Source organism: Arthrobacter sp. B2a2-09 (assembly GCF_027587375.1).
Lineage (GTDB): Bacteria > Actinomycetota > Actinomycetes > Actinomycetales > Micrococcaceae > Arthrobacter.
On record NZ_JAMXIC010000003.1, the window covers coordinates 196,658 to 212,462 of the forward strand.

The following is a 15,805-nucleotide window of genomic DNA, read 5'->3' on the forward strand; positions in this document are numbered from 1 at the left end:
AGTCGCTGATCCGTACGCATGTTGCCATTATGTCCAGCGCTGCGGGCCAAGGAGGGGCATGTCCCAAGGAGGTCAGGCGCCATGCACCTCGTCCGGCAGCCTGCGCATTCCCCAAAGCGGGGAGAACAGCACAGGCGCAACAAAAACAATGCTTCCGCCCAAGCCGATCCAGAGTGTCGGGACGAGGCCAAGGTTCTCGGCCAGGAGACCTGAGGCAAGGGCAGCGATCGGCATGACTCCCCACACCACAAAGCGGATGGAAGCATTCATGCGCCCCAGGAGCCTGGGCGGACACACGCGCTGCCTCATGCTCAGCTGCATGATGTTGTACACCAAGACTCCGAAAGCGAACCCAAACTCGGAGACGATGAGCATCACCAGGGACATCCATCGTTCGGGGGCCAGCACGCACAACGGAACCAGGAGGAGGAAGAGCGAGCTGATCATCGACGCCACGGGAATGACGGTCCCCTCGCCGATCCAGGCCGCGAACCTAGGCGCGGCAAGCGCTCCCATCAGTCCGCCGACGGCCCCAACCGCCATGATGAGGCCCATGCCCTCCGGACCGAGTTCCAGTTCACGGAGCACCAGTACCGGCATCAGAGTGAAGACAAGGGTGGTGAAGAAGTTGACCCTGCCCGTGCAGGCCACAATCCTGCTGATCAACGGATGCCTGACCACGAAGACCAGGCCTTCCTTGATTTCGCTTGCTAGCGGCTGCCGATCCTTGGCGGCCATGGGCCGTTCCGCATCGCGCGTTCCGAACAGGAAGACGGCCGACGCCAGATAACCAACTGCCTCCCCGACGAACAGCACCGGGGCGGACACGATCGCCAGCAACGCACCGCCCGCGGCAGGACCGCCGATCCGCGCGATCTGGGAGGTGGCTTCCAGCTTGGAGTTGGCCTGCGGCACTTTCAACGCATCCACGAGCACAGGCACATAGCTCTGGTAGGAAACGTCGAAGAAGACCGTTGCAGCCCCGACGACGGCGGCTACGGCGTACAAGTGCCAGATCTGAAGGATGCCGGCCCACCAGAGGATTGGTACGGTCGCCATAGCCGCGGTCCGGACCAGGTCCGCCACAATCATGGTGCGACGCTTGAGCCAGCGGTCCACCCAGGCTCCCGCCGGCAAACCGATCAGCAGGAAGGCCGCAAGGCTGGCGGCATTGAGTGCGCCAACCTCGAACTCGCTGGCGCCGAGCAAAGTCACCGCGAGGACGGGAAACGCCAATTGCCCCAGTTGCGCCCCGAGCTGGCTGACGGCCTGACCCGACCAGAAGGTGATGAAGTTCCGGTCCCGCCACAGCGAGCCCGGTTGCTGGGCTGTGTCAGTCTGATGAACCGTGTCAGCTTGCTGAGCGTTATCAGTGGTCCCGGCATTCACGCGCCCAGTCTGCTGCAGTGATTGGTATATGTCAATCACTCATGGATGGCTACACTGGCCACCATGACGGAACAAGAGCGGGAGGACGGCGACCTGGTGGCCAAGGGTCGCGCCTTGAGTTCGCCCCTGCGCCTAAGGATTCTCCGGCTCTGCCTGCACCACGCGCGCACCAACAAAGAGATTGCCGGGCTATTGGACATCAATCCGGCGTCGAGCCTCCACCATGTCCGGACCTTGGTCCGCACGGGCTTTCTCGTGCCGCAGGAAGGCCGGAAGGGAAAGCGGGGCGCCAAGGAAGTGCCGTACATCGCCACCCGCACCTCGTGGAGCACCCCCGTCGACGATATTTCCCCGGTCCTGATCGAAACCTTCGTCCAGGAGACCCGCGGACTCGCACCAGAGGACATCGACGTCTGGCGGCTTGGCGTGAAGTTCAACGCCGCACGGCAGCAGGAAATGATGGGCAAGCTGCGGGCCGTCGTCGAGGAATACATGCGTCTTCCGGCAGACGACGACGGCGAGGCCACCTCGCTTTTGATCGCCCACCACCGGGACCCAAGCGCAGACTAGCTAGCCGCGGGGCGGGCGCCTGTAGCGCAGGCACCACAGGAGCATCACGAGGGTCACACCCGCGCTCCCGTAGACCCACACATTGCCGGGGACGTCGGCGACGATCAACGCCTTGCCGGATCCCGCTGAAATAAGCGCACCGAGAGCTGCGTAACAAACAATGCCCACTACCGCCGTCGGGAGCAAAGACCGCGACCACGCGCCCAGCAGGAGCTGGAGGGACGCGAGCAGGAGCAATGCCGCTGCGGTGCCCCAATAGACGTCGACGCCGGCAACGAGGAGGGTCTGCCGGTGCAGAGCGGTGCCTGCAAGGGCAGCAAAAAGAGCCACCGGAACAGCAGCGGCAATACCGCGTGCTGTTCCGGTGGCTCCCTTATTCAATGCGTCAGTCCGTTCAGTGCGTCAGTACGCAATCAGCGCAGGATCAGACTTTGGCGCGGGCGCGGGTAGCCTTGGCACGCTCGTTGGCGTCCAGGATCACCTTACGGATGCGGATGGAGTCCGGGGTCACCTCAACGCACTCGTCTTCGCGAGCGAATTCGAGGGACTCTTCGAGGGTCAGGTCGCGCGGCGGCGTCAGGTTCTCGAAGGTGTCGGAGGAAGCAGCACGCATGTTGGTGAGCTTCTTTTCCTTTGTGATGTTTACGTCCATGTCGTCGGCGCGCGAGTTCTCGCCGACGATCATGCCTTCGTAGACCTCGGACGTGGGCTTCACGAAGAAGGAGCCGCGTTCCTGCAGGTTGATCATGGCGAAGGGGGTGACCACGCCGGCGCGGTCGGCAACCATCGAACCGTTGGTGCGGTATTCGATGGGGCCGGCCCACGGCTCGTAGCCTTCGGAGATCGAGGAAGCGATGCCGGCGCCACGGGTGTCCGTGAGGAACTTGGTGCGGAAGCCGATGAGGCCACGTGCCGGAACGATGAATTCCATGCGGCACCAGCCCGTACCGTGGTTGGCCATGTTGGTCATGCGGCCCTTGCGGGCGGCCATGAGCTGGGTGACCGCACCGAGGTACTCTTCGGGCACGTCGATAGTCATGTGTTCCATCGGCTCGTGGATCTTGCCGTCGATGGTCCGGGTGACAACCTGCGGCTTGCCGACAGTCAGCTCGAAGCCTTCACGTCGCATCTGCTCCACGAGGATGGCCAGCGCAAGCTCGCCACGGCCCTGGACTTCCCAAGCATCCGGACGCTCGGTGGGCAGGACCTTGATGGAGACGTTACCGATCAGTTCCTTGTCCAGGCGATCCTTCACCTGGCGGGCCGTGACCTTGGCGCCCTTGACCTTGCCGGCCAGCGGCGAGGTGTTGATACCGATGGTCATGGAGATCGCGGGGTCATCCACCGTGATGAGGGGCAGCGGCTGCGGGTTCTCGGCGTCGGTCAGGGTCTCACCAATGGTGATTTCCTCGATACCGGCAACAGCCACGATCTCGCCCGGACCGGCGGAGTCGGTCGGAACGCGGTCGAGAGCCTTGGTGGCCAGGAGCTCGGTGATCTTGACGTTCTTCAGTTCGCCGTTGGCACGCGCCCAGGCAACGGTCTGGCCCTTGCGGAGGGTGCCGTTGTAGATGCGCAGCAGTGCGAGGCGGCCGAGGAACGGGGAAGCGTCCAGGTTGGTGACGTGCGCCTGCAGGACACCGTTCGGGTTGTAGGTCGGAGCCGGGATGTGCTCGATGATCGTCTTGAAGAGGGGTTCGAGGTCCTCGTTCTCCGGTGCCGAGCCGTCGGCCGGCTGGTCCAGGGAGGCGCGGCCAACCTTGGCTGCGGCGTAGACCACGGGTACTTCCAGGATCTTGTCCAGGTCCAGGTCCGGAACTTCGTCCGCGAGGTCGGAGGCCAGGCCAAGGAGCAGGTCCATGGACTCGTGGACAACTTCGTCGATGCGGGCGTCGGGGCGGTCGGTCTTGTTGACCAGCAGGATGACGGGCAGGTGCGCGGCAAGGGCCTTGCGGAGCACGAAGCGGGTCTGCGGCAGCGGACCTTCGGAAGCGTCAACGAGGAGGACAACGCCGTCAACCATGGACAGGCCGCGCTCCACCTCGCCACCGAAGTCGGCGTGGCCGGGGGTGTCGATCACGTTGATGGTGATGGTCTCGCCATTGGACGACGGGCCGTTGTAGGCAACCGTGGTGTTCTTGGCGAGGATGGTGATGCCCTTTTCGCGCTCCAGGTCACCGGAGTCCATGACGCGGTCTTCCAGGTGGTTGTGCTCGGCGAAGGAGTTGGTCTGCTTGAGCATGGCGTCGACCAGGGTGGTCTTGCCGTGGTCAACGTGGGCCACAATCGCGACGTTGCGCAGATCACTGCGCGATGCAGTGGCCGCGGCGGTGTTGGTGGTGGTTTCAGACATGCGTAATGGCTCGATTCAGTGGTGAAGTCAGCTGTTGTATCGCGACATTTCCAACCGGAACGCACGACGGATTAGACCCTTTGACACAGGGCACCTTCCTAGAGTCTAAACGCTGTGGTATTTATTGGCCTAAAAATCACCCCAACGCTGCCGAATTGTGCCCTTCATCACATTCGACGACGAGTTCCGGACCATCCGCGGGAAGTCGCAAAAGAGCCGGGACCACTTCCCCCCACGGAAGTGGTACCGGCTCTTTTGCTCGCCTAAAAGGCATTGAGCGGACGCTTGCGACGCCGGGTCAGGCCACTACGGGCGGCAGCATCAGGCTGGCACCCGGGATCGCGTGGAGCAGCGCCCTGGTGTAGTCCTGCTGCGGCGAGTCGAAGACCTCGTCAGTGCTGCCCGTTTCCACGAGCTTGCCCTTCTGCATCACGCAGACATGGTCGGCGATCTGCCGCACAACGGCGAGGTCGTGCGTGATGAACAGGTAGGTCAGTCCAAGATTGGACTGCAGCTCGGCCAGAAGGTTCAGCACCTGGGCCTGCACCAAAACGTCCAGGGCGGAGACCGCCTCGTCGCAAATGATCACTTCGGGGTCCAGGGCCAGTGCCCGCGCGATCGCGACGCGCTGCCTTTGTCCGCCGGAGAGCTCGTTCGGATACCGCTGCATGGTGGACTGGGGCAGCGCCACCTGGTCCAGGAGTTCCCGGACCTTCTTCTCGCGGCTGACCTTGTCACCGATCTTGTGGGTCCGGAGCGGTTCCTCGATGGTCCTGAAGATGTTGTACATCGGGTCGAGCGAACCGTACGGGTCCTGGAAGATCGGCTGGACGCGGCGCCGGAACTTGAAGATCTCCCGGCTGTTCAAGGTGGAGGTGTCCACTCCGTCGAACACGATCCGCCCCGACGTCGGTGCGAGCAGGTTGAGGACCATCTGGGCCACCGTGGACTTGCCGGAACCCGACTCCCCCACGATCGCCGTCGTCGTCCCGCGTTTGACGTTGAACGAGACGTTGTCCACCGCTTTGAAGTCCGTGGCCTTGCCGACGCCGGAGCGGAGCTTGAAGACCTTGCTGAGGCTCTCGACCTTCAGGACGTCCTCGGACAACGCCTTTTCGACCACAGTTTCGGTGGGCGCCAGGAGTTCTTCCGTCTGGATTCCTTCGGCCTTGGCGGCCTGGATCCTCCGGGAGGCCAGGGATGGCGCCGAGGCCACCAACCGCTGGGTGTAGGGGTGCTGCGCGTTACGGAGCAATTCGAGGGAAGGACCGGCCTCCACCACGTTGCCGCGGTACATGACCACCACTTTGTCCGCACGTTCGGCAGCAAGGCCAAGATCGTGGGTGATGAGCAAGACGGCCGTGCCGAGCTCCGCCGTCATGGTTTCGAGGTGGTCCAGGATCTGCCGCTGCACCGTCACGTCCAGGGCCGACGTCGGCTCATCGGCGATCAGGAGCCGCGGCTGGCAAGACAGGCCGATGGCGATCAGGGCCCGCTGGCGCATGCCGCCGGAGAATTCGTGCGGGTACTGCTTGGCACGGCGTGCGGAGTCCGGCAAACCGGCTTCCCCCAGGACGCGGGCGACGTCGGCGGGACCGCTGGGCTTGCCGTTGGCGCGCAGTGTCTCGCGGACCTGGTAGCCGATCTTCCAGACCGGGTTGAGGTTGGACATCGGATCCTGCGGAACCATGCCGATCGTGTTGCCGCGCAGCTCGATCATGCGCCGTTCCGGGGCATGGGAGATGTCCTCGCCGTCGAGCAGGATCTGCCCGCTGGAAACCCTGCCGTTCTCCGGCAAGAGACCAATGGCGGCGAGCGCCGTCGTCGACTTTCCCGAACCGGACTCACCCACAATGGCGACGGTCTCGCCGGGCATGATGGTCAGGTGCGCGTTCTTGACGGCCTGGAATTCGCCGCTCGCCGTCTGGAATGAGATAGCGAGGTCCCGGATTTCCAGGAGCGGACGCTCTTCGGTTCCGGCTTCGTCGATGGTGATGTTGGACGTTGACATGATTGCCTCCTTCATCGCTTGCGGCTCTTGGGATCAAGGGCGTCACGCAGCGCGTCGCCAAGCATGATGAAGCTCAGGACCGTGATGGACAGTGCGGTTGCGGGGAACATCAGCACCTCGGGGTTGGTGCGCAACGTGTCCTTCGCCGCGGAAATGTCGTTACCCCAGGACATGATGCTGCCGGGCAGGCCGATGCCGAGGAAGGACAGCGTTGCCTCCGTCACGATGAAGACGCCAAGCTCCATGGTTGCCAGGACGATGATCGGCGCGAGGGCGTTCGGAACGACGTGCCGGACCAGCGTGCCGATCTTGGAGACACCGAGCGAGCGCGCGGCAGTGACGAAATCCGCGTTGCGGACCTCAATCACGGCACCGCGGGTGATACGGGCCATTTGAGGCCAACCGAGCATCACAATGACCATGACCACCGTGAAGACGCTCTTGTTCTCACGGAAGAAGGGGAGCTGGGTAACTACCAGCGCGCCAAGCACCAAAGGAAGGGCGAAGAAGATGTCGCCAATGCGGGCAATGACGGTGTCCACCCAGCCGCCGAAGAAGCCTGCCAGCGCGCCGAGCGTAACTCCGATGATCAGGACGAAGATCACGGAGACGACGCCGACGGTCAAGGATGCCTGCGTGCCGTGGATGACGCGCGAGTAGATATCGCAGCCCTGGAAGGTGAAGCCCAGCGGATGGCCGGCCGAGGGGCCCGCGAGGGAGTCTCCCAGCTGGCAGTTGTCGTTCGGGGGTGTCTGCGTGAACAGGCCCGGGAAGAACGCGACGACGAGGAGCAGCAGAATCATGAGCGCCGAGATAATGAAGAGCGGCCGACGGCGGAGCTTCCGCCAGGCATCCGCCCACAGGCTCAGGGGTGCTGCGTCGACCTTGAGGGTATCGGTCGCCAGCAGCGGTGTCTCGTCGATAGGGGCAACGTAGTGCTCGATCTGACGGTTACTTTTCATATCGGATCTACTTTTCATAGCGAATCCTGGGGTCAAGCCAGGCGTAGAGGAGGTCGACCAACAGGTTGGCGGCAACGAAGACCAGTACCAGCACGCTCACAATGGCGACGACGGTGGGGCCTTCGCTGCGGATCACTGCTTGGTAGAGCTTTTGGCCGACGCCGGGCACGTTGAAAATGCCTTCGGTGACGATCGCGCCGCCCATCAAGCCACCCAGGTTCGCGCCCAGGTAGGTGACCACGGGAATCATGGAGTTTCGCAGGATGTGTGCCAGGACCACGCGGGGGCGGGAGAGGCCTTTTGCGGTTGCGGTGCGGACGTAGTCGGCGTTCATGTTTTCGATGACCGAGGCCCGGGTCAGGCGCAGCACGTAGGCAAAGGACACGAGGCCAAGGACCGCGGCCGGAAGGATCAGGGTGCCCCAATCCGCATTGGATCCAACGGTCGGCTTGGCCCAGCCGAGCTGCACGCCAACGACGAGCTGAAGCACGAAGCCCAGGACGAACGTGGGGACGGCAATGACCACGAGGGAGGCAACCAGCACTGTGGAGTCGAAGATCTTTCCCTTGCGCAGGCCGGCAATCAAGCCGAAGGCCACACCGAAGACAGCCTGGATGGCAAGGGCTTCGACGGCGAGCATGGCGGTGACCGGGAAAACGCGGCCAAGCGTCGCGGCGATTGGCTGGCCGGTGAAGTCCACCCCGAGGTTGAACGTGAAGAGGTTCTTGAGGAACAGTCCGTACTGGACCCAGAACGGCTGGTCGAGGTTGTATTGCTGGCGCAGTGCGGCAATGACAGCCTCGCTGGGCGGCCGGTCGCCGAACAAGGCGCGGATGGGGTCGCCCGGGAGGGCAAAGACCATGAAGTACACGAGCAGGGTGGTTCCCAGGAACACGGGAATGACCTGCAGCAAACGCCGGAGGATGTACTGGGTCACAGCAACGGTTCCTGGGCGCTCTTGAAATTATGGGGATTCATAAGGGACAGCTTTCGTGCCGAATCAAGGCATGGGGGCCCGGTTTGTGGCCGGACCCCCATACGCTAACGAGCTTGGAACAAGTCCAGTAGGACTACTTTGCGGTGATGTTGTAGTAGAGCAAGACGCCGTTCCAGCCGGAGTCAACGTTGGTAACGTTCTGGCTCCATACAGCCTGGCGTGCCTGGTACCACAGGGGCAGGTTCGGAAGGTCCTTGAAGAGGATTTCCTGTGCCTGGGTGAACTTCTTGTTGGCGTCGTCCGTGGACTTCGAGGCCAGGCCTTCCTTCAGCAGCTTGTCGAAGTCCGGGTTGCTGTAACCCTCGTAGTTCGCACTTGCACCGGTCTGCAGCACCGGGCCGAGGAAGTTGAACAGCGACGGGTAGTCAGCCTGCCAGCCTGCGCGGGTGAAGCCTGGCAGGGTCTTGGCCTTGCGGAGGTTCAGGATCTCGGCGAACTTGGCGAACGGCTGGCCTTCTGCCTGGATGCCAAGGTTGTTCTTCAGGTTGTTGGCAACGGCGTCGATCCATTCTTTGTTTCCGCCGTCGGTGTTGTAGGCGAGCTGCAGCACCTTGCCGGCCGGCCATGGGCTCATGGCATCTGCCTTGGCCCACAGGTCCTTCGCCTTCGCGGCGTCGAACTTCAGGACATCGGAGCCCGCCACGTTGGCGTTGTAGCCGTCAACGGAAGGAGACGTGAAGTCCTTGGCCGCAATGCGGGTGCCGTTGAATACGACCTTGGTGATTTCGTCGCGGTTGATCGCCATGGAGATGGCTTGGCGGCGAAGCTTGCCGGCGTCTCCCTGGAACTCAGGCAGGTAGTTCGGGATGTTGAGCGTTGCGTTGCCGGCGTAAGCCTTGTTCAGGTTGTGGTCCGGGAAGTCCGTGGTGTAGGTCTTCAGGGCGTTCGTCGGCAGGACGTCGGTAACGTCCAGGTTGTTGGCCTGGATGTCGGTATAGGCGGGTGCCGGATCGGTGTAGAACTTGAACGTCACGCCACCGTTCTTGGGGGTACGGGTACCCTGGTAGTCGGCGTTCTTGACGAGGGCGATCTGGCTGTCGTGCTGCCATGCGCCCTTGGCGGCCATCTTGTACGGGCCGTTGCCGATGGGGTTTTCGCCGAACGCCTTCGGGTCCTTGAGGGCGTCGGACGGAAGCGGCATGAAGGCTGAGTAACCGAGGCGCTGCGGCCAGTCGGCTTCGGGCTGGGCCAGCTTGACCGTGATGGTCGAATCGTCCTTCAGCACCAGGCCGGACATCGTCTGGGCGGTCGGCGCGGGAGTCGAAGTGGACTTGCCGTCCGCGCCGGTCACCTTCTTGGTGGCGCTGACAGCATCGTAGCCTTCGATGGACTCGAAGAAGCTGCTGCTGGCCTGGGCGTTGGTGCTCAGGGCTGCGAAGTTCCAAGCGTCAACAAAGCTCTTGGCAGTTACTGCCTCGCCGTTGGTGAACTTGGCGCCGCTCTTGACCTTGATGGTGTAGTTCTGGCCGTCGCTCGTGTCAATGGACTGGGCGAGGGCGTTCACGGACTTGCCGTTTGCGTCGTAGCTGGTCAGGCCTTCGAACAGGAGGTCGACAACGCGGCCACCGTACACCTCGTTGGTGTTGGACGGCAGCAGGGGGTGCTGGGGTTCATTGCTGTATGCGGTGATGATTTTGTTCGGATCGCCGGCAGCGGTCTGGCCACTGCTTCCGGAGCCAGCGCTGCCGCATCCGGTGAGGGCAAGTGCGGCGACTGCCAGCAAGCCAAGAGCTTTGGAAGTGCGCGAAAAACGCATTCCGCCTCCTATGGATTCAGGGGGATGAGTCGGGGCAACTCATGGCTGCCCCCGGGGCCAGGCACAGAATTATCCTGTGACGCGGCCTACATGGATGTGTAATCCTAACCACACCTTGTCCGAAATGTGGAATCCCATTGGCACCCTTGGGGCAAGTATGCATGTGACAGTTTTAGTAATGAAGCAGTCATTTCAAGTAAATGAAGCGGTCACTTCACGTAATGGGCGTTCCCTTGCTACACTCGACATGCCTGATCCCTGTTTTTCCCCGGAAACCAGGGCTTTTTAGGGCACCCCAAAGGGGTGCACCAGGCAGACACAGTGCCCCAGATGACCACGAAAAAGAGCCCCCGCCGCCCATGGCGACGGAGACTCTTTTGCGGTTGCGACAGCCAGTTCATGCCGCTCGGAATGCCTCCGGGTTGCTACTCGATGCCGGCCGCCATGAGCTGGGCGCGCAGTTCCCGACGCTCGCGCTGCTTCTCAGGATCCGGAAGCGGCACTGCGGCCAGCAGCCTCTGCGTGTAGGGCTCCTGCGGATTGCGAAGGATCTGCTCCCGGGTGCCCTGCTCCACGATCCGGCCGCGCTGCATCACGCAGATCCGGTCCGCGAGCACATCAACCACGGCGAGGTCGTGCGTGACGAACAAGCACGCGAATCCCAGCTCCCTCTGCAGGTTCTGGAAGAGTTCCAGGACCTTTGCCTGCACCGAAACGTCCAGCGCCGACGTCGGCTCATCCGCGACCATGAGCTTGGGCTGCAGGGACAGCGCCCGGGCAATGCCGACGCGCTGCTTCTGGCCGCCTGACAATTCATGCGGATACCGGTTGCGGTAGCCGCGCGGCAGTTCCACCTGGTCCAGAAGGGTCTCAATCCGTTTCTGCAGGTTGACGCCCTTCGCGACCCCGGCAAGGAACATCGGCTCGCCGATGCTTTCACCGATGGGCAGCCGCGGGTTCAACGACGACGACGGATCCTGGAATACCATGCCGATGTCGCGCCGCACTTCGTGCAGTTGCTTTCCATTCCGTTTTGCCGCGGAAATGTCCTGCCCCACCACGCGCATGCTGCCGGCGGCTACAGGCAAGAGCCCGACGGCGGCGCGTCCAATGGTCGTTTTGCCCGAACCGGACTCCCCAACAAGGCCTACCACCTGGCCGGGGTAGATCACGAGGTTGGCTCCCTCGACAGCGCGGAACGCGGGAACCCGCCCCTGCTTGGGGTACTCGATGGCCACGTCGACCAGCTCAAGGACCGGTTCACCCCTGGGCTTGGCTGCTTCTTCCGCCGCTGCCTTCAATGCAGCCTGGTTCTCGCGTTCACGGCGGACCAGCTCATCGTGATCGACCGATTCCAGCTCGGTGTGGGTTGCGGCGGCCAATGCCGCGGTGACGTCGACGTCGGTGCTGTCCGCCCCCTGTCCCAGGTGGGGAACAGCGGCCAGAAGAGCCTGCGTGTATTCGTGCTGCGGGTTGCTGAAGATCTGTTGCGCAGTGCCGCTCTCCACGATGACGCCCTTGCGCATCACGGCAATACGATCGGCGAGGTCGGCCACCACGCCCATGTCGTGCGTGATCAGGACGATGGCGCTGTCCAGCTTGTTGCGCAGGTTGCGCATCAGATCCAGGATTTCGGCTTGGACCGTCACGTCCAAGGCAGTGGTGGGTTCGTCTGCGATCAGGAGTTTGGGATCGCAGGACAGTGACTGCGCGATCATGGCTCGTTGCCGCTGGCCGCCGGAGAGCTGATGCGGATAAGACTTGAAGGCCTTCTCCGGGTCTGGCAGCTCCACCAGCTCGAGCATGCGCACGGCCCGCTGCCTGGCTTCATCAGGGGAGATCGAGTTGTGTAGCCGGAGCGTCTCCACGATCTGCGCACCCACGGTGTACACAGGGTTGAGTGCGGTCATGGGCTCCTGGAAGATCACGGCGACATCCTTGCCACGGACCTCCCGGATGTTGCCTGACTTTTCACCCAGCAATTCCTTGCCCGAGAGCTTGACACTCCCCCGGACGCGGCTGTTGCTGGGCAGCAAGCCGAGCAGAGCCATGGAACTGGCGCTCTTGCCGGAACCGGACTCACCGACGATCGCGAGTACCTCGCCGGCCCTGACCTCGTAGTTCAGCCCGATGGCGGCAGGAACCCATTTCTTGTCCACACCAAAGTCGACGCTGAGATCGCGCACTTCAAGTACCACGCTCCCTGGCGCAGTCTTGTCCGAGGCAGTCTCAAGCCGGGTTGCCTCTGGTTCGGGGCTGGCGTTGTCAGTCATGTTGGGTCTTCCCTTCCACCCGGGCCACCCTCCAAGGGGTGATTAGTGAAGTAGCCCGGAATCCTGAATTATTAGGGGCATGAGCAGAGAGCCGTATGCCGGAAATGTCGAAATCTTCAAGGCCCGCACCAGCAAGCTGTTTGCTTGGATCTGCTGGGCCGTTGCGGTTTTCGGAGTGGTTGTTACGCTCGTGGCAGCCGGGCCGCGCGCCCTTCCGGGAACCACTCCCCTGCTCTTCGTTGCGTTCCTTGGTTGGTTGCTCTTCTGGCGCCCGGTGGTGGTGGTCCGGGATTCCGGCGTCGCGCTGGAGAATCCCTACCGGACCATCGAAGTTCCGTGGGACGCCCTGGTGCAGGTTGATACCCGCTACGCCCTCACACTCGTGACGCCTCGCAAGAAGTACCCGGCGTGGGCTGCTCCCGCACCGGGAATCTGGGGCGGGCGCAATGCCCGCCCCGAGCACCTCAAAGGACTCCCGGGCACCACCTACGGCCCCGGCAGCTCGGTTCGCCCCGGAGACCTCAAGAACACCGATTCCGGTGCCGCTGCAGTCCTCGTACGCACCCGCTGGCAGGACCTCGTGGAGGCCGGACGCATAGAACCCGGCCGGGCTGAGGACGCTTCCGTGACCGTGACCGTTGCTTGGTTCCGGATAGCGGCCACGGTAGCCCTGGCCGCGGCCAGTTACTGGGCGGTCTTCCTTTAGGAGGTTTTCCCGGACGGGTAGCACTCAGCTGCCTTTCGAGGCATCGGCAACCGGCGCCGTCGTGCTCGAGTGGCTTGAGGTTTCGACGGCGCTCTTGGCTTTGAACTTCTTCTGCCGCGGATCGAAGGCGTCCCGCAGGCCGTCGCCGATGAAGTTGATGCTCAAGCAGATGAGGATGATGAACAGGCCGGGGAACCAGAACAGCCACGGCCGTGTGGCGAAGGCTTCCTGGTTCTGGGCAACCAACAGGCCCAACGAGGTGTCGGGAGCCTTCACGCCGAGGCCCAGGTAGCTGAGGGCGGTCTCCAACAGGATCGCCGCGGACATCGTCAGCGTCACGTTGACGATCAGCACGCCGACGGCGTTGGGGAGGATGTGTTTGAAGATGATCCTTGCGTTTGACGCTCCGGAGATCCTGGCGGCGTCTACGAACTCCCGCTCCCGAAGGGTCAGGAACTCACCGCGGACCAGGCGGGCGAGGCCCACCCAGAGAACGAAGCCAAGGAAGACGCCGAGAATGACGACGCCGTTGTTGGAAGCAAAGCTTGCAATCCAGCTGCCTTCATCCCTGCGGTTGGCAATCTGGCCAACCACAGCCGCGAGGAGCAACACCGGGATGATGATGATGACGTCGGTGAGGCGCATGAGGACGGCTTCCACCCAGCCGCGGAAATAACCGGCAAGGCCTCCGACGATTGCGCCAACCGCGCCCGCGATGGCACCGATCAGGACCATGACTGTGATGGACTGTTGGGCGCCGCGCATGGTCATGGCAAACAGGTCGCGTCCAATCCGGTCCTGGCCGAACGGGTGCTCTCCCCAGGCAAGGGGCCACAACGACGATGTGGGGACACCATCATTGACGAGGGGTGAAACATCCGTGTGGTTGTACTTCCACCACCCCGGTATGCCAAAAGCACCCACGGAAGTGAAAGCAAGCAGGAAGATCGCCGCAAACACTGCGAGCCCGATCAAGGCGCCGGTGTGGCCAAAGAACCGTTTGCGGACAATCTGGCCTTGGCTGAGGCCACCGGTGGCTTCGCTGCCGGCCTCGGCGCCTGCGGCTTCAGCAAGCGCCTGTTGTGCCAGAATTTCTTCCTCTTGGGTTGGCTGGCTCATGCTTTGATCCTTACGCGTGGGTCGAGAGCGGAGTACGCGAGGTCCGCTACGAGGTTGAAGACCATTGCGGTGATGGCGACGCACAGGAAGACGCCCATAACGGGGTTCACGTCCGAGCGTTGCAGTCCGTCGATGAACAGGAAGCCCATGCCACGGACGGAAAACACCGATTCCGTGATGACTGCGCCACCGATCAATGCGCCGATGTCAAACGCTACGATCGTCGCGATGGGTATCAGCGCGTTCCTGAACGCGTGCCCCATGATCACGGACCGTTCGCTCAGGCCCTTTGCCCGCGCCGTCCGGATGTAGTCCATGTTCATGATTTCCAGCATCGACGAGCGCGTGAATCGCGTATAGCTGGCCAAAGAGACCAAGATGAGGGCGATCGTGGGCAATACGAGGTGGGTCAGCGTGTCGGTGGACATGATCCAGAAGTCACCCTGAATGTTCGGCGTTCCCGCTCCGATGGTGGCGATGGGACGTCCACGAACCCTGCTGTTATTGAAGTACGACGGCCACGCTTGCATGAAGCGGTCCATGACCACGAGCGCTCCGACCAGGAAGGCGGTGATGGCGGCGGCACGCATTGACTGCCCGCGGTCGTAGCCGCCCATGAAGTACCCGACCGCCAGGCCAACAAGGATGGTGGCGATGGCAAGCAGGAAAATCATGAGCCCGGTCGCGTCGTTGAGCAACGGTTGGACCGCGAAATAGGCGATCACGCCGATGCCCACCACGATCAGGCTCGATTGGAGGGCCTTGCGGTTCTTGAGTCCTGAAACCAATACCGTGACTCCGACGCCAATTCCCACTCCAATAATGGCGATGACGACGGGGCCCAAACCGGGATTGCGGAACCATTGCGTCAGGGAGAAGTAGAAAAGGATCAGGGAGACAGCCGCAAAGACTGAACCGCCGACGATCAGCCTGCGTTTGGCCGCTCCGCCGACAACCACGGCGGCGATGACGCCAAGAACGGCACCGATCCCCAAAGCCACGGTCGGCGGTATTTCCGGATTTCGGAGGAAGTCGTTGAAGCCGATGGCGCCGAATTCCTTGAGGAGGACGGCAACCCAGAAGATCGGCAGGGAGAAGAAGAGGAACGCCATGAACGTCACGCCGTAGTCCAACGCGCTGTACTGGCGGAGGGCTGTGACAATGCCGAGGGAAATGCCGATCAGGATGGCCAGGACTGTAGCGCCCGTGACGAGCGTGAGCGTTTGAACCAGGGCAAAGCCAAGAGCCTCCGTAATTGGCTGCCCAGCGATGTTCTTGCCAAGGTTGCAGGCGTTTCCAAAAGGCACAATACATTGGGCCGCGCCGCCAAGCCACTTGAAGTAGCGCAATGGGGGCGGTGTGTTCAGGTCAAGCAGATCGATGCGGGCATCCATCAGCGCTTGCCGGTTCGGCGCGCTGCTGGCTCGGAATTCTGCCAGGGGATCTCCGGACGACGCTGTCAGGAGATACACCAGGAACGATGCTCCGAGAAGAATGAATGCGGCGGTAACCAACCGCCGGACTATATAGGTCAACATGGTGAGGAACCTCGAAATCCAGGCCCGGGTTCGCCGGCGCCCATCGCAGAATCGTGCCCGTTCCCTTGATGAGGTTGTGGGAAGCGGACAATATGCCGGTGCACCAACCAAAGCGCCGGGACCATGGTACG

At 62.7% G+C, this 15,805-nt stretch carries 12 protein-coding genes; 2 read left to right on the forward strand and 10 right to left on the reverse strand.

Going from position 1 to position 15,805, the window contains the following annotated elements; all coding sequences use genetic code 11:
- Positions 1–72: 72 nt before the first annotated feature.
- A complete protein-coding gene (locus NFJ07_RS04910) occupies positions 73–1,428 on the reverse strand; it encodes an MFS transporter (protein ID WP_269992909.1) in 1,356 nt (451 codons plus the stop codon).
- Between the two features lie 24 nt (positions 1,429–1,452).
- On the opposite strand from NFJ07_RS04910, the gene NFJ07_RS04915 reads away from it, so the two are divergent.
- The gene (locus tag NFJ07_RS04915; RefSeq protein ID WP_269992910.1) at positions 1,453–1,959 is read left to right on the forward strand and encodes a helix-turn-helix domain-containing protein; all 507 of its coding nucleotides are present in this window, start codon (positions 1,453–1,455) and stop codon (positions 1,957–1,959) included.
- Here NFJ07_RS04915 and NFJ07_RS04920 read toward each other — a convergent pair whose 3' ends face one another.
- The 7 genes from NFJ07_RS04920 to NFJ07_RS04950 all read right to left on the reverse strand — a co-directional run bounded on the left by NFJ07_RS04920 (position 1,960) and on the right by NFJ07_RS04950 (position 12,311).
- Positions 1,960–2,340, reverse strand: a complete 381-nt coding sequence (locus tag NFJ07_RS04920; protein WP_269992911.1) for a hypothetical protein — start codon at positions 2,338–2,340, stop codon at positions 1,960–1,962. It lies immediately after the preceding gene.
- Positions 2,341–2,383: 43 nt separating this feature from the next.
- The gene (gene typA / locus NFJ07_RS04925) at positions 2,384–4,312 is read right to left on the reverse strand and encodes a translational GTPase TypA (protein ID WP_269992912.1); all 1,929 of its coding nucleotides are present in this window, start codon (positions 4,310–4,312) and stop codon (positions 2,384–2,386) included.
- A gap of 298 nt (positions 4,313–4,610) precedes the next feature.
- Complete coding sequence (locus NFJ07_RS04930) at positions 4,611–6,323, reverse strand: dipeptide ABC transporter ATP-binding protein (RefSeq protein ID WP_269992913.1); 1,713 nt, start codon at positions 6,321–6,323, stop codon at positions 4,611–4,613.
- A gap of 11 nt (positions 6,324–6,334) precedes the next feature.
- A complete protein-coding gene (locus NFJ07_RS04935; protein WP_269992914.1) occupies positions 6,335–7,285 on the reverse strand; it encodes an ABC transporter permease in 951 nt (316 codons plus the stop codon).
- 7 nt (positions 7,286–7,292) lie between these two features.
- A complete protein-coding gene (locus NFJ07_RS04940; protein ID WP_269992915.1) occupies positions 7,293–8,222 on the reverse strand; it encodes an ABC transporter permease in 930 nt (309 codons plus the stop codon).
- A 133-nt stretch (positions 8,223–8,355) separates the two neighbouring features.
- Entirely contained in the window at positions 8,356–10,038 is a 1,683-nt protein-coding gene (locus tag NFJ07_RS04945) for a peptide ABC transporter substrate-binding protein (RefSeq protein WP_269992917.1), read from the reverse strand.
- Positions 10,039–10,463: 425 nt separating this feature from the next.
- Positions 10,464–12,311 carry an ABC transporter ATP-binding protein gene (locus NFJ07_RS04950; RefSeq protein WP_269992918.1) on the reverse strand — a complete coding sequence of 616 codons (1,848 nt, stop codon included), beginning with the start codon at positions 12,309–12,311 and terminating at the stop codon, positions 10,464–10,466.
- 79 nt (positions 12,312–12,390) lie between these two features.
- Between NFJ07_RS04950 and NFJ07_RS04955 the strand changes: the two genes are divergently transcribed.
- Positions 12,391–13,017 (forward strand): PH domain-containing protein, encoded by a 627-nt coding sequence (locus NFJ07_RS04955; protein ID WP_269992919.1) that lies wholly within the window; start codon positions 12,391–12,393, stop codon positions 13,015–13,017.
- Between the two features lie 24 nt (positions 13,018–13,041).
- Here NFJ07_RS04955 and NFJ07_RS04960 read toward each other — a convergent pair whose 3' ends face one another.
- Both NFJ07_RS04960 and NFJ07_RS04965 read right to left on the reverse strand, forming a co-directional pair.
- Positions 13,042–14,136 (reverse strand): ABC transporter permease, encoded by a 1,095-nt coding sequence (locus NFJ07_RS04960; RefSeq protein ID WP_269992920.1) that lies wholly within the window; start codon positions 14,134–14,136, stop codon positions 13,042–13,044.
- Positions 14,133–15,674, reverse strand: coding sequence for an ABC transporter permease (locus NFJ07_RS04965; RefSeq protein ID WP_269992921.1), 1,542 nt, complete (start codon positions 15,672–15,674; stop codon positions 14,133–14,135). The genes NFJ07_RS04960 and NFJ07_RS04965 overlap by 4 nt, the downstream gene beginning before the upstream one ends.
- Positions 15,675–15,805 lie beyond the last annotated feature (131 nt).